At 50.0% G+C, this 21652-nt stretch carries 18 protein-coding genes; 10 read left to right on the plus strand and 8 right to left on the minus strand.

The genetic code is table 11. The annotated features are described in order from the left end of the window. Window positions 1-73: 73 nt before the first annotated feature. From HV261_RS03485 to HV261_RS03495, 3 genes are all read right to left on the minus strand, one after another. On the minus strand, window positions 74-1396 hold the full coding sequence (locus tag HV261_RS03485) for an MFS transporter (protein WP_137382029.1): 1323 nt from the start codon (window positions 1394-1396) through the stop codon (window positions 74-76). Window positions 1397-1746: 350 nt separating this feature from the next. Beyond that, window positions 1747-2745: an inner membrane protein YhjD gene (yhjD, locus tag HV261_RS03490; RefSeq protein ID WP_202037475.1), complete on the minus strand. Its 999-nt coding sequence runs from the start codon at window positions 2743-2745 to the stop codon at window positions 1747-1749. 70 nt (window positions 2746-2815) lie between these two features. Next, on the minus strand, window positions 2816-3715 hold the full coding sequence (locus tag HV261_RS03495) for a LysR family transcriptional regulator (protein ID WP_202037476.1): 900 nt from the start codon (window positions 3713-3715) through the stop codon (window positions 2816-2818). 119 nt (window positions 3716-3834) lie between these two features. On the opposite strand from HV261_RS03495, the gene HV261_RS03500 reads away from it, so the two are divergent. Continuing rightward, complete coding sequence (locus HV261_RS03500) at window positions 3835-4593, plus strand: SDR family NAD(P)-dependent oxidoreductase (protein WP_202037477.1); 759 nt, start codon at window positions 3835-3837, stop codon at window positions 4591-4593. 368 nt (window positions 4594-4961) lie between these two features. Then, entirely contained in the window at window positions 4962-5564 is a 603-nt protein-coding gene (locus HV261_RS03505) for a helix-turn-helix transcriptional regulator (protein ID WP_202037478.1), read from the plus strand. An 18-nt stretch (window positions 5565-5582) separates the two neighbouring features. Here HV261_RS03505 and HV261_RS03510 read toward each other — a convergent pair whose 3' ends face one another. After that, the gene (locus HV261_RS03510; protein WP_202039653.1) at window positions 5583-5933 is read right to left on the minus strand and encodes a glycoside hydrolase family protein; all 351 of its coding nucleotides are present in this window, start codon (window positions 5931-5933) and stop codon (window positions 5583-5585) included. A gap of 412 nt (window positions 5934-6345) precedes the next feature. Here HV261_RS03510 and HV261_RS03515 point away from each other — a divergent pair, with 412 nt between their 5' ends. After that, window positions 6346-7935, plus strand: coding sequence for an STY4199 family HEPN domain-containing protein (locus HV261_RS03515; RefSeq protein WP_202037479.1), 1590 nt, complete (start codon window positions 6346-6348; stop codon window positions 7933-7935). Window positions 7936-7973: 38 nt separating this feature from the next. On the opposite strand, the gene treF is transcribed toward HV261_RS03515, so the two are convergent. Next, window positions 7974-9623, minus strand: coding sequence for an alpha,alpha-trehalase (treF, locus tag HV261_RS03520; RefSeq protein ID WP_202037480.1), 1650 nt, complete (start codon window positions 9621-9623; stop codon window positions 7974-7976). Window positions 9624-10049: 426 nt separating this feature from the next. Between treF and HV261_RS03525 the strand changes: the two genes are divergently transcribed. The 6 genes from HV261_RS03525 (at window position 10050) to fraE (ending at window position 16825) form a co-directional block, all read left to right on the plus strand. After that, on the plus strand, window positions 10050-11447 hold the full coding sequence (locus HV261_RS03525; RefSeq protein WP_202037481.1) for a cytochrome-c peroxidase: 1398 nt from the start codon (window positions 10050-10052) through the stop codon (window positions 11445-11447). Between the two features lie 123 nt (window positions 11448-11570). Then, a complete protein-coding gene (locus HV261_RS03530; protein WP_181596755.1) occupies window positions 11571-12290 on the plus strand; it encodes a GntR family transcriptional regulator in 720 nt (239 codons plus the stop codon). A gap of 176 nt (window positions 12291-12466) precedes the next feature. Next, window positions 12467-13444 (plus strand): 6-phosphofructose-aspartate deglycase, encoded by a 978-nt coding sequence (fraB, locus tag HV261_RS03535; protein WP_202039654.1) that lies wholly within the window; start codon window positions 12467-12469, stop codon window positions 13442-13444. Between the two features lie 63 nt (window positions 13445-13507). Further along, on the plus strand, window positions 13508-14347 hold the full coding sequence (locus HV261_RS03540) for a fructoselysine 6-kinase (RefSeq protein WP_202037482.1): 840 nt from the start codon (window positions 13508-13510) through the stop codon (window positions 14345-14347). 62 nt (window positions 14348-14409) lie between these two features. Beyond that, window positions 14410-15729: an anaerobic C4-dicarboxylate transporter family protein gene (locus tag HV261_RS03545; RefSeq protein WP_181596128.1), complete on the plus strand. Its 1320-nt coding sequence runs from the start codon at window positions 14410-14412 to the stop codon at window positions 15727-15729. A gap of 52 nt (window positions 15730-15781) precedes the next feature. Then, entirely contained in the window at window positions 15782-16825 is a 1044-nt protein-coding gene (fraE, locus tag HV261_RS03550; protein WP_181596129.1) for a fructose-asparagine asparaginase, read from the plus strand. A 66-nt stretch (window positions 16826-16891) separates the two neighbouring features. On the opposite strand, the gene HV261_RS03555 is transcribed toward fraE, so the two are convergent. Then, window positions 16892-17818 carry a LysR family transcriptional regulator gene (locus HV261_RS03555; protein WP_202037483.1) on the minus strand — a complete coding sequence of 309 codons (927 nt, stop codon included), beginning with the start codon at window positions 17816-17818 and terminating at the stop codon, window positions 16892-16894. 183 nt (window positions 17819-18001) lie between these two features. Between HV261_RS03555 and HV261_RS03560 the strand changes: the two genes are divergently transcribed. Beyond that, window positions 18002-19165, plus strand: coding sequence for a mandelate racemase/muconate lactonizing enzyme family protein (locus tag HV261_RS03560; RefSeq protein WP_202037484.1), 1164 nt, complete (start codon window positions 18002-18004; stop codon window positions 19163-19165). 96 nt (window positions 19166-19261) lie between these two features. Here the strand turns inward: HV261_RS03560 and gorA are convergent, their stop codons facing one another. Beyond that, window positions 19262-20614, minus strand: a complete 1353-nt coding sequence (gene gorA / locus HV261_RS03565; RefSeq protein WP_202037485.1) for a glutathione-disulfide reductase — start codon at window positions 20612-20614, stop codon at window positions 19262-19264. A 104-nt stretch (window positions 20615-20718) separates the two neighbouring features. Next, complete coding sequence (locus HV261_RS03570; RefSeq protein ID WP_202037486.1) at window positions 20719-21561, minus strand: 23S rRNA (adenine(2030)-N(6))-methyltransferase RlmJ; 843 nt, start codon at window positions 21559-21561, stop codon at window positions 20719-20721. Between the last annotated feature and the right edge of the window lie 91 nt (window positions 21562-21652).

A 21652-nucleotide genomic window follows, 5' to 3' on the forward strand; every position in this document is an offset into this window, starting at 1 on the left:
GATGTTTATCCGGCCTGGGTTTCATGCTCAACCCAGGACGGATAAGGCGGTTACGCCGCATCCGGCAAAAGCATCACAACGACTTATGCCGTGTCTCATGGGTTAACAACAGGGCGACCAGGGTTAACGCCGCCATTGATGCCAGATAGGTTCCTACCGCTGCCAGACCGTAGTTCCCCTGCAGCCATGCGGCAATATAGGGGGCAACAGAGGCACCGAGAATCGACGAGACGTTATACGAGAATGATGCGCCCGTGTAGCGGACTTCGGTCGGGAACAACTCCGGCAGCAGTGCTCCCATCGGGCCGAATGTCAGCCCCATCAGGCTCAAGCCCAACAACAGGAAGGCAAACACCAGCACCGGGTTACCGGAACCCAGCAACGGCTTAAAGGCAAACAGTGCAAACAGAATAATAAGCGTGGTGATGATGAGCATGCTTTTGCGACGACCAAACGCATCGGCCAGCAGACCTGCCACCGGTACCATCACGCCGAAGCCAATCACCGCCATCATCAGCATCCACAATACGTCATTACGCGGTAAGCCAAGACCCACAGGTGCTGCGGCGGTACTGAACGTCATCGAGTAGACGGTCATGATATAGAACAACGTATAGGTCGCCAGCATGATGAACGTGCCAAGGATGGTCACGCGAACATGCTTTGTCAGCAGAGTGCCCAGCGGGATTTTTACCTGCTTTTTCGCTGCGGCGACTTTGGCAAATACTGGCGATTCGTGGAGCGAAACACGGACGTACAGACCGATAATGACCAGTACGGCAGAGAAGATGAATGGTACGCGCCATCCCCAGCTCATAAATTGCTCATCGGTCAACAGCCAGGAGAGCAACAGGAACGTGCCGTTAGCGAAAAAGAAACCAATAGGCGCACCCAACTGCGGGAATGAACCGTACAGCGCGCGTTTACGCGGTGGTGCGTTTTCCGTCGCCAGCAGTGCAGCACCGCCCCATTCACCTCCCAGTCCTAAACCCTGACCAAAACGCGCCAGCGCCAGCAGCAACGGGGCGAAAATGCCGATGGTTTCATAACCCGGCAGCAGACCGATGACGACCGTTGAAATCCCCATGGTGAGCAGTGAAGCAACCAGCGTGACTTTACGTCCAACACGATCGCCGAAATGGCCGAATACGGCAGAGCCGATCGGGCGGGCCACGAAGGCGATAGCAAAGGTAGCCAGCGACTGTAGCGTTGCCGCCGCGGGGTCGCCCTGCGGGAAGAAGATGTGGGGGAACACGATCACCGCTGCGGTCGCGTAAATATAGAAGTCGAAGAACTCAATGGCAGTGCCGATGAGCGAGGCGACGACGACTTTATTGCGCGAGTTGACCGGGGCGTGTTCCTGTTCGTTATCGAGTGTTGTGGCGGTTGCTTGCATAATATTTTCTTATTTTGGGTCGAACGAAAGGTCATATTACGCACAGCAAAAGAAACATTTCAATCTGTAACAAACGCTGAGCCTGGTCAAAATAAAGTCAAAAAGGGGATAATTTTTAGGCTGGCGTTTTCACTTCTATGAAATGCTTCACATAATTTAAAACTTAGTTGATAAAACTGGTTTTTGGTTAAATAAAAGTTACGGGTTGGATTTATTCACTAAATCGGTGAGAACAGGCGGCATTATAATTGCCGGGTGGCGCTGTGCTTATCCGGCCTACAAGACTCACCCGTAGGCCGGATAAGACGCGTGCGTCGCCATCCGGCAATTCACCACTCATCCGGCTTTGGCTATTGCGTTTTCCCCGGCATGCGCGGGTCATCTTTGTATTCTGCGGTGGCAATCCAGGCCGCACAGAACAAGGTCAGACGGGCGAAGAAATAGAAAAATGCCATCAGTCCAAGTACAGAGCCAAATGCTGCGCCCGACGGTGATTGCACCAACGATGGTAGCGTATACGTCATAATCATTTTGATCGCTTCAAAGCCCAGCGCGGCGATAAATGTGCCACGAATCAGCGCTCTCTTGCGCGGACGATGGCGCGGCAGACGCCAGAAAATCCAGAAGAACAGCAAATAGTTGGCGAAAATGGAGATCGCCAGGCCAATCAACCGCCATGCGGGTTTCAGCCATTCAATACCGTCGAGATACAGTGCCGAGATGATCATTTGCTGGGCAGAACCGGCAATGGAGGTAATCGATAGCGTAACGATCAGCGCAATCAGCAACCCAATCAATGAGACAAAATCACGCAGGTATTTAACCCATATTTTTTCCTGATCCTGCGGTGTGCGTTCCCAGACGTCCCGCGACTGCGCGCGAATCGCTTCACGCAGGTTTCCCATCCAGTTGATACCAGAGTAGAGGGCGATGCCAAGCCCCACCAGACCCACGGTGGTACGTTGCTGAACGGCAGTATTGATGGTGTTTTTCAGCGTAGAGGCCAGCGTCGGATCGCTAACGTTGAGCAATATTTTGCTGAAGATATCCTGTAATAACGTGGGGTGCGAGGCGAGAATAAAACCGGCCGCCGCAAACGACACCATCAGGATAGGGATCATCGACAGGAACGAGAAATACGTGATGGCTGCGCCAAACTGATTCCCCATTCGGTCATTAAAACGCTCTGCAGCGCGGATCAGGTGGGCGATAACAGGTTGACGTTGAATTTTATCTGCGAAGGTTATGGCTGTTTTCAGCGCCTGGTTCGCTTTGGCGTTTTTTACCGGCGTTGTGGTGGTTTGCTGTTGTTCAGGCGTAGGGTGCTTTGCGTCGTGTTCCTGCGTCATCCGATCGGTAGTCCTTATTTTGTTTACTCATGACATTATAGCCGCTCAGACCCACTTCCCGAAAAATGGGCTAATCCACGTAGTCTTTCATCACAGCAGTCAACCATTCCATGAACAGATGTACCCGGCGGGAAAGGTTACGGCGATGTGGATACAGCAAAGAAACGGGCATGGGTTCGGCCCGATATTGCGGCAACACTTCAACCAGCGTACCGGTGCGAAGGGCTTCACGCACCCCGACGCGTGGTACCTGAATAATACCCAGCCCGGCAAGGCATGCGGCATGATAGGTTTCGGTGCTGTTCACCGTCAGCATGCCGCCGGTTTTTACCCATGCAGTCCCATTGTCTGAAGCCACCTCGAAACCCTGTGCGCGTGTCCCCAAATTCACCGAGTAATGCACCACGGCATGTGAGGCCAAATCCTCCAGGCTTTCCGGATAACCAAAGCGGGCCAGATACTGTGGACTGGCACAGTTAATCTGCGTGAGTTTCCCCAGCGGTCGGGCAATCAGCCCCGAATCTTTCAATGTGCCAACGCGAACGACGCAGTCGAAACCCTCGCGAATTAAGTCCACCAGGCGGTCACTGCTGCTGAGTTCAAGCTCCAGCCCCGGATACTGATGCAAAAAGGTGGGCAGGCGGGGCATGACCAGATTTCTCGCCACGCCAACCGGCATATCGACGCGCAGCTTACCGCTGATACTGGCTGGATCGTGATGGAACAACCCATCCAGTTCATCCAGATTACTCAACAGATCTTTTGCGCGCTCGTAATAGATCATGCCGTCCTGCGTCAGCTGAACGCGCCGGGTGGTGCGGTGCAGAAGCTGCGTGCCCAGGTGATTTTCCAGGGCCTGAATTTGGCGCGATACGCTACCTTTAGGAAGTCCAAGGGTGTCTGCCGCACGCGAAAAACTCTCCAGTTCTGCGACGCGGATGAATAACTGCATTGCGTGAATTTTATCCATTCCCATGCCCTATTGTTGTTCTGAATGAAACAGTAATGCGCAATTGGCGATATTTATTGTTCTTCTACCACCTAATAAGCTTTGTCTCAATCATCACAACACCTGAAATGAGGTTTCTTATGACGCAACGTATCGCATTAGTGACCGGTGGCGGTCGCGGGCTCGGTAAAAACGCGGCACTTAAGCTGGCGAACAAAGGAATAGGTATCGTCCTGACGTGGAACAGCAATGAAAAAGAGGCGCAACAGGTTGTGGATGAAATTCGGCAATCTGGTGGAAAAGCAGCGGCATTACCGTTAAATGTCAGCGATACTTCAACTTTCCCATCCTTCGTTGAACAGATGAAGCACACCGTAAAGACACAGTGGCAAAGTGAAGGGTTTGATTATTTATTGAACAATGCCGGGATCGGCATAACAGCGCCGTACTCTGCATTCACCGAAGCGCAATTTGACCAATTGTTGAACATCCAGTTTAAGGGGCCATTTTTCCTGACGCAGAGTCTTCTTCCGCTGATGAACAAGGGGGGAAGGATCCTCAATGTCTCGACCGGTCTGGCGCGTTTTGCCCTACCGGGCTACAGCGCCTATGCCGCCATGAAAGGGGCGATGGAAGTGCTCACCCGCTATCAGGCTAAAGAGTTGGGGGAACGCGGTATTACGGCAAATATTATTGCGCCGGGCGCGATTGAAACTGATTTCGGCGGTGGGAATGTGCGTGATAATGCGCAACTGAATGCGTATATTGCCTCGCAAACGGCGCTGGGACGCGTCGGGCTACCGGATGATATCGGTGATGCCATCGCCGCGTTGCTCAGCGATGAGCTCGCCTGGATGACTGCACAACGTATTGAGGTATCTGGCGGGATGTTCCTGTAACGTGGCAACGTGCTTATTCAATAGGCTGCGGTAGCTGTTGAATGAGCACTTAATGCGATATTGTAGTTTGTAACATATTTATCATTTGTTCAGGATGTCTTATTTTCAGCTAAAAATGTATTCTCTGAAAATTAATATTAATAAGGAATTCTGACCCTCAATAAATGAGGAATGTCTTAGAAATCTATCCTGTTCTGCCCGCTTTGTGTAATCCTTTTTCTTGAGCTGTAACTATTCATAATTCTTGCTTCTTTATTCTTCGCTTATCGGTAGAATGACCCCCGCCAAATGGTGAGTTCTTATTTTTCCTCGTGAAGAATACCCTTTCGCGTCTCAAGGCTACTATTTTTTTAGACGGAGAGTTAATAATGCAGGTAATAATGTTTGACAGGCAGTCAATATTTATTCATGGAATGAATGTAAGTTTACAGCAACGAATTCCAGGAGTGAATGTTCAGGGTGTCAGTCAGGCAGATGACCTTTGGCAAAAACTGGAAAACACCCCGGATGCGCTCCTGATGCTGGACGGTGATCTCGACGGTGAGTTTTGCTGCAGCTTGCTGCATCAGGTTGCACACTCTTTTTCAACGGTGAAGGTGCTGATCTCAGCCACTGATTGCAGTAAGAAATGGCTGCAGGATGTGACGCAATTAAACGTGCTGGCCATTGTGCCACGTGACTCTGATGCTGAAACCTTTACTCTGGCGCTTAACAGCGTTGCGATGGGCATGATGTTTCTTCCCAGGGATCACTTAGCGACAAACGATAGCAGCAGGCAAAATATAAAAACATTAAGCGCCCGCCAGCGAGAGATCCTGACCATGCTGGCGGCTGGTGAGTCAAATAAGCAAATTGGCCGGCTGTTAAATATCAGTACCGGAACGGTAAAAGCCCACCTTGAGTCACTTTATCAGCGGCTGGAAGTTAAAAACCGTACTCAGGCGGCAATGATGTTAAATGAATTTCTATAATTGATATTTATTTCACGGTCAGACGCTATCTGGCTGTGAAATATTAATCGGCCACATTTCTGCGTGACAAAAGCGCGTTATCCCAACACTTAGCATCCACGCAATAAAGACTTCTTGTTGAAACGGGTCGTTAAGCTGAGGTTTATTTGTGCGTATTAATGCTTTGCAGATATCCAGATCCGCGAGCAGCAGAGCCTCTGCCTGCGCCATTGAAATGGGGGTAACAAAGGTTTCATCGGGTGTCATTTCATGCCCGTAGCCAATGACCCATACACCATTTTTATCCTGATACTTTTCCAGCGACAGGCCCTGCCATTGCTTGATAAATGCAATACCGGCGGGGGTAAAATGAGCGGCGCAATGCGGCATAATGATTTCTCTTAAAAGAAAAACAGTATAAAGATAATTATCAGCAGACGTAGTTGCCATATGGCCATTTTTGGCCATAAACGCCTTACGACTTAAGGGGTGGCATTCACGTTTTTACCGGCTGAACATCCTGTCATCTCAGGCACTTTTCCCGATATGCTATTGCGTATCACCAGACATAGCCAGTCACTCTCCGTCATTGTGAGGCGGTCGCGCTGTTTTCAACACAGACACGGGTTTATCTCCAGAATAAATTTCAATGATTTTGCCGTTGTCACTGCAAAACACATTTATTTGTTATATGAATGTGTTCTAGTGTGCTGCGGCACTATTCTGCGCAGTACCACGTTTATAAAAAGATAACGTAATACATCGTGAGGCCGCACCTTTCTGGGCTCTTTTAGGGAAGATAATGACCAATAGCGCGTTACAGGCGACATGTGCGCCATTTGAACACTGTTTGGGGATCATCCGTCAGGCGTCGGTGGAAATTTTGCTGCTGTTAGGCGTACATGTGGCAGAGGGCAAAGATCCGCGTTGGTTTCTGGAGCAACTCGATCAGGCCCGACTGAATCTGGGCGGTTGGGGGGCAGTCGCCAGACGCTTGCAGATGAATGATGCGCAACTCAGCCAGTTCACGTTGCGTTTACGCCATCTTCAACAGAGTGTGCCTCAGTATGAAAGCGGTCAGGATGTCAGTGAAAACCAGCTGATTTCCGCGCTGCGTTTTGTGGCCGCACTGGAGCAATTACGCCAACAACAGCCGCTCCTGAACTATCAAACCGATATCGAAATCGGAGGGCCGGATGCGCAGATGCGGGCGCAGCGTCAGCTTCGCGCAATAGAGTTAACGCTCAAAGCCCTCATCGCTCGGGTATGGCCAGATCAGCATCCGCTAAACAGTTTCCTGAAGCAGCACTTTGGCGCCGAACGCTTGCGTCGCTGGTTAAAGCTGGGCGAAGGGCGTGATGCGCTGGACGGCATGTTGTTTAGCGAACTGGCGTTGATGGTGGTCGATAAGAAGCTATTTGTTCGCCACTTTACGCAGATTTTTAATGATACGTCAGTGTTGATGCTGTTTGTCGAACCGCGCTTAACGCTGCGAATGTTTCTGGATGATTGCCGACTGGCGCGAAACGCTGTCATTGCTCAGCAACCGCTGACGTCAGTACAGCTGATGCTGTTAAATTACCAGTACCAACAAATTACGCACTCTGTACAGCGGGCGTTTGAAGAGCGCCGAACGCGCATCAATCCTGCATCGTATCTGGACTCTGATGAGTCGACGGTGCGTCAATTCTGGGAAACGGCAAGGCAAAAAGACGAGCAGGCTGGGGGTGATAAAAAGGAAATTGCCGACAGTATTGATCCTCCTGAAAAGCGAGCGCAGCGCACGGCTGAAGAGCGCGAACAGCTGATTTCCGGCATGCTGTGGGTGGCGGTCGGTGTCATGGTTCTGGCAGTCTCACTGGGCGCTTTCTGGCTATTCAATGCACCCGCACCGCAAGCATCTTCAGGGCAAGCTGTTGAGATAGTACAGGAGGAGCCGCGGCGTGATGCACCTTCCGCGCGAGAATCGGTGACCCGAATGGGCATTACATGGGATACCTTTAATATGCGGGCGGCTATCGATCGCAACGATACCCGCGTCACGTCGCTGTTCCTGCAAGGCGGTATGGACTGGAAGCTGGCGTGGACGGAGCAGGCATTTTCCGCGGGGAACACTGCAGTTCTGAAGCTGCTGCTGCGCTATCCCTCACAGATGGATGAGGCTAAACCCTGCCAGCAGTTTATGAGTACGCTCAGTCATGCCATGTCGAATGGCGCATCGCTGACGTCACTGCATAAAAGCTACCTACATAGTTTCTGCTCGACACCGGAGGTCGTTGCTCGTCAGCAGTATGATGTGGAACAGGCCCAACTGCGTGTGCGTGCAGATCCCAATGCAGAGAACAAGAAATGGCAGAAAATCCACACCGCGCTGTACGATGCCATTAACTAACGGCCCGATGCATTTCGTGGCATCAGGCCGTCAGACATTTACGGTTCACCGTACAAACCGATTAATCGGCGCACCACGCCATTCGTCCAGCCAAATCCGTCCTGCAACGGATATTCCCCACCGCCGCCCTCGCGCGGCGTGCCGTCAGCGATATGGTATTTTTCGATTAGCTTGTGGTGTTCCTGATAAAAAATATTAACCGTTTTCAGCCAGTTACGAGCGATTTCATCGCCGAGATGGTCATCGCCATACAGTTTAAATCCCTGAATCGCCATCCACTGCAGTGGTGCCCAACCGTTGGGTTTATCCCACTGCTCGCCGGTTTCATACTCGGTCGCTAAAATGCCGCCTGGGGTGAGTAAGCGACTGCGTACCGCGTTGGCGAGTCGGTCAGCTTGTTCGTGGGTCGCCATGCCGACGTACAACGGAACGATGCTGGCAGCAGAGAAGAGAGCCATCTGCTCACGTCGCCAGTCGTAATCGCGATAGCAGCCATTTTCGTCGTCCCACAAATAGTGGTTCACGGCGGCACGGCGGTCGCTGGCTTTCTGGCGAAACCGCGCTTCGGTATCTCGCTCTCCTTTTAATGCAGAAATGTTCGCAATCGTACTTTCCAGTTTGTAGAGGAACGCGTTCAGGTCAATCGGGATGAACTGGGTGGTGCGGATGCTGGCGAGGCGACCGGCATCGCGCAACCAACGTGATGAATAATCCCAGCCGGAGGCCGCACCCGCACGCAGATCCCGATAAACCTCATTAGGCGGTCGGCCTGAATGCTTAGCCGTTTCTACGTCTTCAAGCCAGGACTCATCGCGCGGGGTATCACGATCGTCCCAATAGCGGTTGAGCAGAGAACCGTCCGGCATTCTGATCACGTGACGGTATGCCTGATTAAGCACCAGCGAGTCAGCGCCATCCATCCAGAACGCGTACTCCATTTTGAGATGATCAAGATAACGACGCGCACCGCGTACGCCATCCTCTTCGAACAGTTCTACCATGAGCGCAAAGACCGGTGGCTGGGAGCGGCTCAGGTAGTAGGTGCGGTTGCCGTTCGGGATGTGACCATAGTTTTCGATCATCCAGGCAAAGTTATCGGCCATACATTTCAGTAAGTCTTCCCGGCCACTCTCCGCAAGACCCAGCATGGTGAAGTAGGAATCCCAATAGTAGGTTTCGCTAAAGCGCCCGCCCGGCACGATGTATGACTGCGGTAGCGCCAGCAGCGAGGACCAGGGAATGTGATCCTGCGGCTCGCGAGTCAGCACTGGCCACAGTTGATCAATATGCTCTTTCAGCGAGCTTTCAGGGTCGGAAACATATTCGCTGGTGGGGGTTTCCGGCAGCCAGAAATGGCTCGCGACAAAGCGTTGCAGGTCAAAGTCCCGGTGTCGTTTGACTTTACGATAACGAATCAAAATATCCAGCGGGTCCATTTTGGGTGCGCAGTCGGGAAAGGTTTTGCTATCAGCAAACAGTTTGGATGACTGGACGTGCTCGAACAGTTCGAGGTAACGATCGGCGGGGGTTAACGCGTCCGAGGCGGGAAGCCCCTCAATCATTTCCGGTTCAGGCTCCGCCTCAATCATGTCATCCAGCTTTAACTCGCACGGATCCATTTCATAAAGTAGATCGACGTCGATCGTCAGTTCTTCTGAAGGGGCGTGGGGTAGTTTCTGGTTGAGCATAATGAGAAAGACCTCCGGTAACGGTTGAAATGCTAAGGCTATTGCCTGATCGTCTGTTAAGCGTAGACATTCGCTTCGGTGCCGGGTGAGTAAAGCGTGCGGTCGATCACGTTTTTATGCTTATCAATAATAAAGAAATAAAACTATCCCAATGATAACAATGAGAAATTTATAATTATTCACAATCTAAAACTATTTCATTTTCAGAACATTCGATTGCAACGAGGTGTGAATAGAACCTGGTAACGGTTCATTCTTATAATAGGCGCAGGCTATTCTATCGATAGTTCCCGCCCATGTAATTGATTGATACTTATCAAAAAAGTAATCCCCCCATTTCCTATGATGGTCAGGTCTGACAAAGACTATGCATTAATTATTCTAATTTTCTGGGTCACAATAACTCACAACGGTGAGGGTAAAATAATGAAAATCATTACCCGTCTTACCGCGATTGCTATAGCAGGCATCGTGATTTGTTATTTTGGATTATCCGGTTATGTGTGGTATCACGATAATCAACGTAGTAAACAAGCTGATGTTCAGGCTTCTACGCTGGAAGAAAATAATAAAGTATTAGGGTTTTTACGCGAAAAAGGATGCGATTATTGTCATACCCCTTCAGCGGAATTACCTTTCTATTCTTCTTTTCCTGTCGCTAAACAGTTGATGAATTACGATATTCAACTGGGATATAAATCCTTCAATCTTGAAGCCGTGCGTGCGGCACTGGTCGCGGATAAACCCGTTTCGCAAAGCGATCTGAATAAAATTGAATGGGTGATGCAGTACGATACTATGCCGCCAACGCGTTATACCGCGCTGCACTGGGCCGGTAAGGTTAGTGATGCTGAGCGCAAAGAGATTCTTGGCTGGATTGCAAAACAACGCGAGCAGTACTACGCCAGCAGTGATACGGCAGCTCAACATCGCAACGAACCGGTACAACCGATACCGGAAAGTATCCCGACAGATGCCCGTAAAGTGGCGCTCGGTTTCTCGCTCTATCATGATCCACGGATTTCCGGCGATAGCACGATTTCTTGTGCGCACTGCCATGCCCTGAATGCGGGCGGCGTGGATGGCAGAAAAACGTCAATCGGCGTGGGGGGCGCCGTTGGACCGATCAATGCGCCGACGGTCTTTAACTCGGTGTTTAACGTGGAGCAATTCTGGGATGGGCGTGCGCCGACGCTGCAGGCGCAGGCCGGTGGCCCGCCGTTAAATCCGATTGAAATGGCCTCGAAATCCTGGGATGAAATTATCCAGAAACTGGATAAAGATCCGCTTCTGAAGCAACAATTTATCGCGGTTTATCCGCAGGGATTCAGTGGTGACAATATTACTGACGCGATTGCTGAGTTTGAGAAAACGCTCATTACGCCAAATTCGCCATTTGATAAGTGGTTACGTGGCGATGAAACGGCGTTAACTGCCCAGCAAAAACAGGGCTATCAGTTGTTTAAAGATAATAAGTGCGCGACCTGTCATGGCGGTATTATTTTAGGCGGACGCTCATTTGAACCCCTGGGGCTGAAAAAGGACTTTAATTTTGGCGAAGTCACCGCGGCAGATATTGGCCGGATGAACGTGACGAATGAATTACGAGATAAGCTGCGCCAGAAAGTCCCTGGATTGCGTAACGTTGCACTGACTGCACCTTATTTCCACCGGGGAGATGTGCCAACCCTCGACGGCGCGGTAAAACTGATGCTGCGTTATCAGGTAGGCAAAGAACTGCCGCAAAAAGATATCGACGATATCGTGGCGTTCCTTGAAAGCCTCAACGGGGTCTATACGCCGTATATGCAGGCTCACCAGTAATTTCAATATGATAAATCGGCCACAATATTGATTTTGTAGCCGATTTTCTTTTTTATGTCAGCAAATATCGGGTAAATAGTTATAATACATGTTATGGTATTTCGATAATACAAATGGATACAAATTATGGAGCAACCTGACAGCAATAGCGCAAAACCTCTCTATAAACAGCTTGAGGCATCCCTGAAAGAGGCGATTTTGCGCGGTGAATACAAGCCCGGTCAGCAGATCCCCACAGAGAATGAACTCAGTAGCCAGTGGCAGGTTAGTCGTGTAACAGTGCGTAAAGCTCTGGATGCTCTAACGCGTGAAAATCTTCTGACGCGTGTTTCTGGCAAGGGAACGTTTGTCAGTAATGAAAAGTTTCAGCGCAGCATGACCGGGATTATGAGCTTTAGCGAGTTGTGTCAGTCCCAGGGGAGGCGGCCCGGCTCCCGGACTATTAAATCGGTTTTTGAATCGGTGGATAACGAGACCAGCGCCTCGCTGGGAATGGCTGAAAAAGAGAAAGCGGTAGTCATTGAACGTATTCGTTATGCTGACAATATTCCCGTTTCGCTAGAAACCATCCAGTTACCTCCTCGTTTTGCCTTTCTGCTGCAAGAGGACCTCAATAATCATTCGTTATACGCTTGCTTACGTGAAAAATATGGGCTGTGGTTTACCCATTCGCGCAAAATGATTGAGCTAGTGTATGCCAGCTTTGAGGTTGCTCACTATCTTGGGGTGAGTGAAAATTATCCTTTGATTTTAATTAAGAGTGAAATGATTGATAACAAAGGAGAATTGTCTTGTGTTTCCCGTCAGTTGATTGTCGGAGACAAGATTCGATTCACCGTATAGCTCCTCCTGTTACATCTTTGATGTTGGTTAAAATCGGGATCCGTGTCGCGGATCCCGATTTTTTATGGTTCTTTTGTTGATTGAATGTCTTTAAATGTATTATAAAAATACAAATACATTAAGAGTCATTCTGTAGGCGATATCCGCCTGTATCATTGATTGAACCAGAGGGAACCATAATGAGCATTAAAGAAATTGTGAACGATATTGTGGCCAGCCAGGCGGAAAAAGGGGGGACTCAACATGTTTACTATGTTGCCTGTGGTGGGTCTTATGCCGCGTTCTACCCGGCAAAAGCATTCTTAGAAAAAGAGTCAAAAACGCTGAGCGTGGGCCTTTATAACAGTGGGGAATTTATCAGTAACCCGCCTGTTGCGCTGGGTGAAAATGCCGTTGTTGTTGTCGCTTCACATAAAGGCAATACCCCAGAAACCACGAAGGCGGCAGAAATTGCACGCCTGCATGGCGCAACCGTTATTGGGCTGACCTGGGTTATGGATTCACCTTTGGTTGCGCATTGTGATTATGTTGAGACTTATACCTTTGGCGACGGAAAAGATGTCGCTGGAGAGAAGACGATCCAATGTTTGCTCACTGCGGTAGAGCTTCTTCAGCAAACAGAAGGCTATGTTCACTATGACGATTTCCTGGATGGCGTCAGTAAAATTAACCGTATTGTATATCGTGCTTGCGAGCATGTGGCTGAACGGGCACAAGCATTCGCTCAAGAATATAAAGACGATAAAGTTATTTATACTGTTGCCAGTGGGGCGGGCTATGGCGCGTCATATTTACAAAGTATCTGCATATTTATGGAAATGCAGTGGATTCATTCAGCCTGTATTCACAGCGGTGAATTCTTTCATGGACCGTTCGAAATTACGGATGCTAATACACCATTTTTCGTACAGATTTCTGAAGGTAGCACCCGCCCGGTCGATGAGCGTGCATTAGATTTTCTGAAAAAATATGGTCAGCGAATTGAAGTGATAGATGCAAAAGAGTTAGGGTTGTCGTCTATCAAAACTACGGTTATTGATTACTTTAACCATTCTCTCTTCAATAATGTTTATCCTGTCTACAACCGTGCGCTTGCTGAAGCTCGCCAGCACCCGCTCACTACACGTCGCTATATGTGGAAAGTAGCATACTGATTACTAAAGGATTAAGGTAAAAGCAGGGACGCTTTTTAATATTTTATAGAGCAGGGTATTATTATGAGTATTCGCGTAATAGGTATAGGTGACAATGTCGTCGATAAATACCTTCATTCTGGAATGATGTATCCAGGTGGCAATGCCTTAAATTTTTCCGTATACGCAAAGCAAGCAGGGTCTTTAAGCGCCTTCATGGGGGCGTTTGGGAATGATGACGCGGCAAAACATATACAAGATGTCTTGCATAAGTTACAGATAGATATTACCCATAGTCGGCATTATGAGGGGGAGAACGGTTACGCCTGTATTCGCCTCAATAATGGCGATCGTGAGTTTGTCACCAGTAATAAAAATGGTGTTTTACGTGAGCATCCTTTCACACTGACGGCGGATGATCTGCGCTACATTGCCAGTTTTGACTTAGTCCACACCAGTATTAATGGTTACCTGGAAACTGAACTGGAAAAAATAAAACAGAAAAATAGCATGATATCATTCGATTTTTCTGGACGTGGCACCGATGATTATTTCGCAAGAGTATGCCCATGGGTAGATTATGGCTTTATTTCCTGTAGTGGTATCTCACCAGATGAAACAAAAGAAAAAATAAATAAGCTTTATCAATACGGTTGTCGACATATTATTGCAACCTGCGGGCATGAGCGTGTTTATTATTTTTCTGCCGATGGTTTTCTTGACTGGACGCCGCAATATATTGAGCCAGTAGATACCCTGGGGGCAGGTGATGCGTTTTTAACCGGATTTATGCTCTCCATTATCCAATCAGGTATGGCTGAGCCCGACCGAGAAAGGGTACTGTGTGCCATGCAGGCTGGTGGTAAATCTGCAGCGAATGTTTTGTCTGATGACGGTGCTTTCGGTTTTGGTAAACCGTATTAAACCAGTTAACGCTGTTCCACTCATGTAACCCAACATTCACTCCAGATAAGCCAGGAGGAAGTATGTTTTGGACGGAATTGTGTTTTATTCTTTTAGCCTTAATGATTGGCGCCAGGATTGGCGGTGTGTTTTTAGGCATGGTCGGTGGGCTCGGTGTTGGCGTCATGGTATTTATTTTTGGCCTAACCCCATCAACACCACCGATTGACGTTATTCTTATTATTCTTTCAGTTGTTTTAGCTGCTTCATCATTACAAGCCGCCGGTGGTCTAGATTTACTGGTTAAACTGGCAGAGAAAATTCTTCGCCGTCATCCTCGTTATATTACGCTGCTGGCGCCTTTTATTTGCTATATCTTCACCTTTATGTCCGGAACAGGGCATGTTGTTTACAGTTTATTGCCGGTTATTTCTGAAGTCGCTCGTGATTCGGGGATCCGTCCTGAGCGGCCATTATCCATTTCTGTTATTGCATCGCAGCAGGCTATCACGGCCAGCCCAATATCGGCGGCGATGGCGGCAATGATTGGTTTAATGGCCCCATTAGGGATATCCATTTCTACAATTATGATGATCTGTGTTCCCGCTACGTTAGTGGGTGTCGCGATGGGGGCCATAGCGACCTTTAATAAAGGCAAAGAGCTAAAAGATGACCCTGAGTATCAACGCAGGCTTGCGGAGGGCTTAATAAAGTCTGCTCAGAAACAAAGCGATAAAATGGAAGTTACCTTGCACGCTAAGCTCTCTGTCGTACTGTTTTTGATGAGTGCCGTGGTGATTGTGCTGTTAGGGATCATTCCTGAATTACGACCGATGGTGGAAACGGCGAAAGGACTGCAACCGTTATCGATGTCGGCGGCGATCCAGATAACAATGCTCTCTTTTGCCTGTCTGATAGTCTTGATATGCCGACCTCCGGTGGATCAAATTATCAGCGGTACTGTATTTCGCGCGGGGGCACTGGCGATTGTCTGCGCCTTTGGCCTTGCCTGGATGAGCGAAACCTTCGTCAATGGGCATATTGATCTGATTAAGGAAGAAGTTCAGACGCTATTACAGCAACATACCTGGTTAATTGCCATCATGATGTTTTTTGTCTCTGCAATGGTTAGTAGTCAGGCGGCAACGACGCTTATTCTTCTACCATTGGGGCTGGCATTAGGCTTACCTGCTTATGCGCTGATTGGTGCATGGCCTGCGGTGAATGGGTATTTCTTCATTCCCGTGGCGGGTCAATGTCTGGCTGCGCTCGCTTTTGATGACACGGGAACCACGCGCATAGGCAAATATGTATTTAACCATAGTTTTATGCGACCGGGTTTAGTCAATGTTATTGTTGCTGTCGTCGTTGGCCTTATTCTCGGGAAAATAATCCTGGCTTGATTTTGTTGAAACATTTCCTGTATCTCTAATTATTTAAATTCAGAGGATTAGAATGAGTATAAAAATATTCATCGCAGTGGCGATGTTATTTATCAGTTCAACCGTTTTTAGTGCAACAACACAACCTCACATAATGATCCTGGCGACGGGAGGAACCATTGCTGGCACCGCTGAAAGTAATACGCAAACATCGGGATATAAATCTGGTGAGATAGGTGTTCAGACATTAATTAAAGCGGTGCCTGAAATTAATAATATTGCCAGTGTTGATGGTCAGCAAATATCTAATATCGGCAGTGAAAACATGACCAGTGAGATTATTTTAAAGCTATCTCAGCAGGTGAACGCGTTGCTCGCGCGTGATGACGTTGACGGTATCGTTATTACCCACGGAACCGACACGCTTGATGAAACGGCCTACTTTCTCAATCTGACGGTTAAGAGCGATAAACCCGTGGTGTTCACTGCGGCGATGAGGCCCGCGACGGCCATTAGCGCCGACGGTGCAATGAATCTGCTAGAAGCGGTCACGGTGGCCGCCGATCCGAATGCAAGGGGTCGGGGGGTTATGGTGGTTTTAAATGATCGCATTGGTTCTGCAAGGTTTGTAACTAAGACAAATGCGAACACGCTGGATACTTTCAAAGCCCCGGAGCAGGGGTATTTAGGGGTTATCGTCAATGGCAAACCACAGTTTGAAACTCGCGTTGAAAAGACGCATACCCTGCGTTCCGTTTTTGATGTAAGAAGCCTTAAAAAGCTGCCGCAGGTAGCGATAATTTATGGTTATCAGGATGATCCTGAATATATGTATGATGCTGCTATTGCGCATCATGTAGACGGGATAATCTATGCAGGAACCGGTGCCGGGTCGGTCTCTGTCAGAAGTGAAGCTGGAATTAAAAAAGCAGAGAAAGCGGGAATCATTGTGGTGCGTGCATCCCGAACGGGTAACGGCATTGTTCCGCAGGATAAAGGGCAGCCGGGATTGGTGTCTGATTCATTAAATCCTGCGAAAGCCCGGGTTTTGCTGATGACCGCCCTGACGAAAACGAAAAATCCTGAGCTTATTCAGCAATATTTTAATACCTACTAAGGTCGGTTGTTTAACGCGCTCATTTTTATGCAAAATGGGCACGTTCCCTCCCATCCGGATATTCTGTTACCTCTGCTCAGCCACGAATATTTCCCACAATTCTTCCACTGCCCTGGACATCCTGGCCGCAGGTCGAAACAGTCTGATATCAATGGGTACCCACAATCCACTCTGTTGCGGGGCGGCTGCGGAGATTGTCCCGGCCTCAACGTCCGGAGCTGCCAGGCTTTCCGGCAGCCAGGCAATGCCGTCTCCAGCTTTGACCATTGCCAGCAGCGTGGCCGCCAGATCGGCGGTGAAGGCGATGTCCATACCGCGTCGGGCATGATTCACCGGAGACGTGTTTGAGAGGATCCTCCCCAGACCGGATTCTGCAGAGAAGGAGAGAAACGGAAATTTTTTGCCCCCCGTTGCCTGCCAGAGCGGCTGAGGAGAGCCGGGAGCGCATTTTGAGTAAGGCAATAATGTTTCTCGTCCAAGGCGGACGCTGAGATATTTCGTCTGATCAAGGTTGATGTGCATGTGAGGGTGGTAATAACACAGCAGAAACTGAGCATCCCCTTTTTCAATCATCCGTTCACAGGCGCTGAGCGTATCTGAAAGCAGGCGAAATGAGCCGAAACGGGCGATTTTTTCGTTATTACGCATTAGCGCCGGAAAAAATGAGAACGACAGGGAGTGTGTTGCAGAGAAAATAACATCCGGTCGGGCATTTCCTGCTGCTTCAATGGTTTCATTTCTCAGGGTGTAAAGCGCCCGGATCAGTTCGGGCACCTGAGCGACGAACACTTCCCCTGCACGAGTCAGGCTGACGCCACGGCGGTTGCGTTCAAAAATCGGCGTTCCAAGCCACTCTTCCAGCGAGACAATGCGCCGACTGAATGCGGGCTGCGTCACATATCGGGAAGCGGCTGCCCGGGAGAAATTGAGTGACTGCGCCAGCGCAATGCAGTCTTCAAGCCAGGTGAGTTCCAGGTGATGCCGATTTTGCATTACAGCCAGCCTCTTTGGCATTAGATCAGCAGATGAGCACTGCTTAAGATGGAAAAAGACAGGACGATGGCGTCCTTAAATACTGCCTGCGTGCATTATGCCAATAATAAACCGGCATGAGTTATCACTTTTTACAGGCGCGTAAGTGTGAGCACAACTGACTAAGAACCCGCCGGAGAAAACATGCGTATCCTCGATGTTGTAGAAATAACTAAACCCATCGCTTCCCCTATTCGTAACGCCTATATCGATTTTAGCAAGATGACAACCAGCCTGGTGGCTGTTGTGACTGATGTTGAAATAGCGGGACGCCGGGTTGTGGGATACGGATTTAACTCTAATGGTCGTTATGGTCAGGGGGGATTGATCCGCGAGCGCTTCCGTAACCGCATTCTGGACGCAGACCCGGAAAGCCTGCTGAATGCCAAAGGTGATAACCTGGATCCGCATAAAATCTGGGACGTCATGATGAGTAACGAGAAGCCGGGGGGACATGGCGAACGTTCGGTCGCCGTCGGCACACTGGATATGGCTATTTGGGATGCCGTCGCCAAAATTGCTAACCAGCCGTTGTTCCGCCTGCTGGCTGAGATGAAGGGCGTTGAGGCCAACCCGCGCGTCTTTGTTTACGCGGCGGGCGGTTATTATTATCCGGGTAAAGACCTGAGCGCGTTGCGTCAGGAAATGCGAGGCTACCTGAATCGCGGCTATAACGTGGTTAAAATGAAAATCGGCGGGGCATCGCTTGATGAAGACCGCCGCCGAATTGACGCGGTCCTCGCGGAAATTGGCGATGAAGCACGGCTGGCCGTCGACGCCAATGGTCGCTTTGATCTGGAAACCAGTATTGCCTACGCCAAAATGCTGCGTGAATACCCGTTGTTCTGGTATGAAGAGGCGGGCGACCCGCTGGATTATTCCTTGCAGGCTGCGCTGTCAGAGTTTTACCCAGGCTCAATGGCGACCGGTGAAAACCTCTTTTCTCATCAGGATGCGCGTAACCTGCTGCGTTATGGCGGCATGCGCCCGGATCGCGATTACCTGCAATTTGACTGCGCGCTTTCCTACGGTCTGGTCGAATACCTGCGCACGCTGGATGTCCTTGCGCAGTTCGGCTGGTCACCATCACGCTGCATACCGCATGGCGGCCACCAGATGTCGTTGAACATTGCGGCGGGTCTTGGCCTGGGCGGCAATGAAAGTTACCCGGACCTGTTCCAGCCGTACGGCGGTTTCCCGGATTCTGTGACGGTGGAGGACGGTCATATCGTCATGCCTGAACTGCCGGGCATTGGTTTTGAGGGGAAATCAGACCTGATTAAAGAGATGCGTGCGTTGGCTGAATAGCGCTGGCTGAGATGATGTAACGCCCCTCTGGTTGGCGGAGGGGCGTTGTTTGAGCGTGTAGTGAATCGCGATCGCAATCTTTCTACACGTGTGCGCTTAACGCATGGTGACGAATTCTTCAGCCGCAGTTGGGTGGATCGCTACGGTATTGTCGAAATCTTTCTTGGTTGCGCCCATTTTCAGTGCTACCGCGAAGCCTTGCAGCATTTCGTCCATGCCAAAGCCGATGCCGTGAATACCGACAATCTTCTCTTCTGGTCCAACGCAGACCAGCTTCATGCGGCACGGTTGGCGGTGAGAGGTAACGGCGGTATACATCGCGGTAAACGATGATTTATACACTTTTACCTGATCATCACCGTGCTGTTCGCGTGCCTGCTGCTCGGTTAACCCTACAGTACCAATTGGCGGATGGCTGAAGACCACGGTTGGAATGTTGCTGTAGTCCAGATGCTCGTCCGGCTTGTTATTAAACAGACGTTCGGACAGACGACGGCCTGCGGCAACTGCCACCGGCGTCAGTTCAACGGCACCGGTATTATCGCCGACCGCATAAATACCCGGCACGCTGGTATTCTGGTATTTATCAACAACGATGTAGCCTTTTTCGTTGGTTTTCACACCCGTAGCCGCCAGGTTGAAGTTGTCGGTTGCCGGTTCACGACCAATCGCCCAGATCAGGCAATCTACCGTTTCGCTACGACCATCTTCCAGTTGCAGAGTCAGGCTACCGTCTGCATTTTTAACCACGGCTTTTGGAATCGCGTGAGTATGCAGGGTCGGGCCTTCAGTGTTCATCACTTCAACCAGGGTTTCGACAATCATCGGGTCAAAGCTACGCAGCGGCGCGTGTTTACGCACAAAGAGATGCGTTTGGGCACCCAGGCCGTTAATGACACCCGCCAGTTCAACGGCGATGTAGCCTGCGCCAACGACCGCCACGCGTTTCGGCAGTGCTGGCAGCTCAAAGAAACCGTCGGAGTCGATGCCGTATTCCACACCCGGAATGTTCGGATGGCTTGGGCGGCCGCCGGTGGCAATTAAAATATGATCGGCAGTGATCGTTTCACCGTTCACTTCTATGGTTTTAGCATCAACGAAGCGGGCAAAGCCTTTAATAACATCGACGTTATTTTTACCCAACACGTTATCGTACGAGGTATGGATGCGATCGATGTAGGCGGTACGGCTGGCGATCAGTTTATCCCAGTCGAACTTATTGATAGTGGTGTCGAAACCATAATCCGGGCCATACATATGAATAGCTTCGCGGATCTGCGCGGCATGCCACATCACTTTCTTCGGTACGCAGCCAACGTTGACGCAGGTGCCGCCCAGCTCTTTGGCTTCAATCAGTGCGCATTTCTGGCCGTACATTGCCGCACGGTTAATGGAGGCAATACCGCCGCTGCCGCCGCCGATAGCGATGTAATCATAGTGCTTGGTCATGACCGCTCCTTCATGTTCATTGTAGGGCGGAGAAGCGTTATGCCATCCGCCAAAATATTCGCGATTGTATACCTGAAATTAAAAGGTTCCACCGATGGCTGCGATTACTCCGGCACGATCCAGCTGACGGAAGTGTGCCCGGTTCCTGCCGGAACCAGTTTGCTGTGTAGCCATGGCAGGACGTTGTTCATCTGCTGTTCCAGCTTCCACGGCGGGTTAATCACAATCATGCCGGACGCCGTCATACCGCGCTGATCGCTGTCCGGGCGTACCGCCAGCTCAATTTGCAGGATGCGACGAATGCCGGTGTCTTCCAGATCATGAATCATACGTTTGATTTGCTGACGCAGGACTACCGGATACCACAGTGCATAGGTACCGGTCGCGAAACGTTTGTAACCTTCGCTGATGCCGGTGACGACGGCCTGATAGTCGGATTTAATTTCGTACGGGGGATCGATAAGGATCAATCCGCGACGGGAAACCGGCGGTAATTTTGCTTTTAACTGCTGGTAGCCGTCGGCTTTAGCGACGCGCGCACGTTCGTCTTTCTGGAACTCGGAACGCAGTAGCGGAAAATCGCTCGGGTGCAGTTCTGTCAATTGCAGGCTGTCCTGCTCACGCAATAACTGGCGGGCAATCAGCGGAGAACCCGGGTAGTAGCGCAGCTGACTACTCCGGTTGAAATGCTGCACGACAGAAATATAGGGTTCCAGTTCGGCAGGCAAATCGTCCTGCTGCCAGATACGGGCGATGCCTTCCAGATATTCACCGGTACGTTCGGCATGCTCACTGCTCAGCTGATAACGGCCAGCGCCAGCATGGGTGTCCAGATAGAGAAACGGTTTTTCTTTCTCTTTGAGCGATTCAATGATCAGGCTCTGAACGGTGTGTTTAAGGACGTCGGCGTGGTTGCCTGCGTGATAACTGTGGCGATAACTGAGCATGGGTAATGAAATTCCGCTGAAATGACGATTTGCCACAGTTTACAGCAGATCGGCACAGATTACCCGTAGGCCCGGTAAGCGCAGCGCCACC

Origin of the sequence: Citrobacter sp. RHBSTW-00671 (assembly GCF_014103415.1) — a bacterium.
In the GTDB taxonomy this organism is placed as follows: domain Bacteria; phylum Pseudomonadota; class Gammaproteobacteria; order Enterobacterales; family Enterobacteriaceae; genus Citrobacter.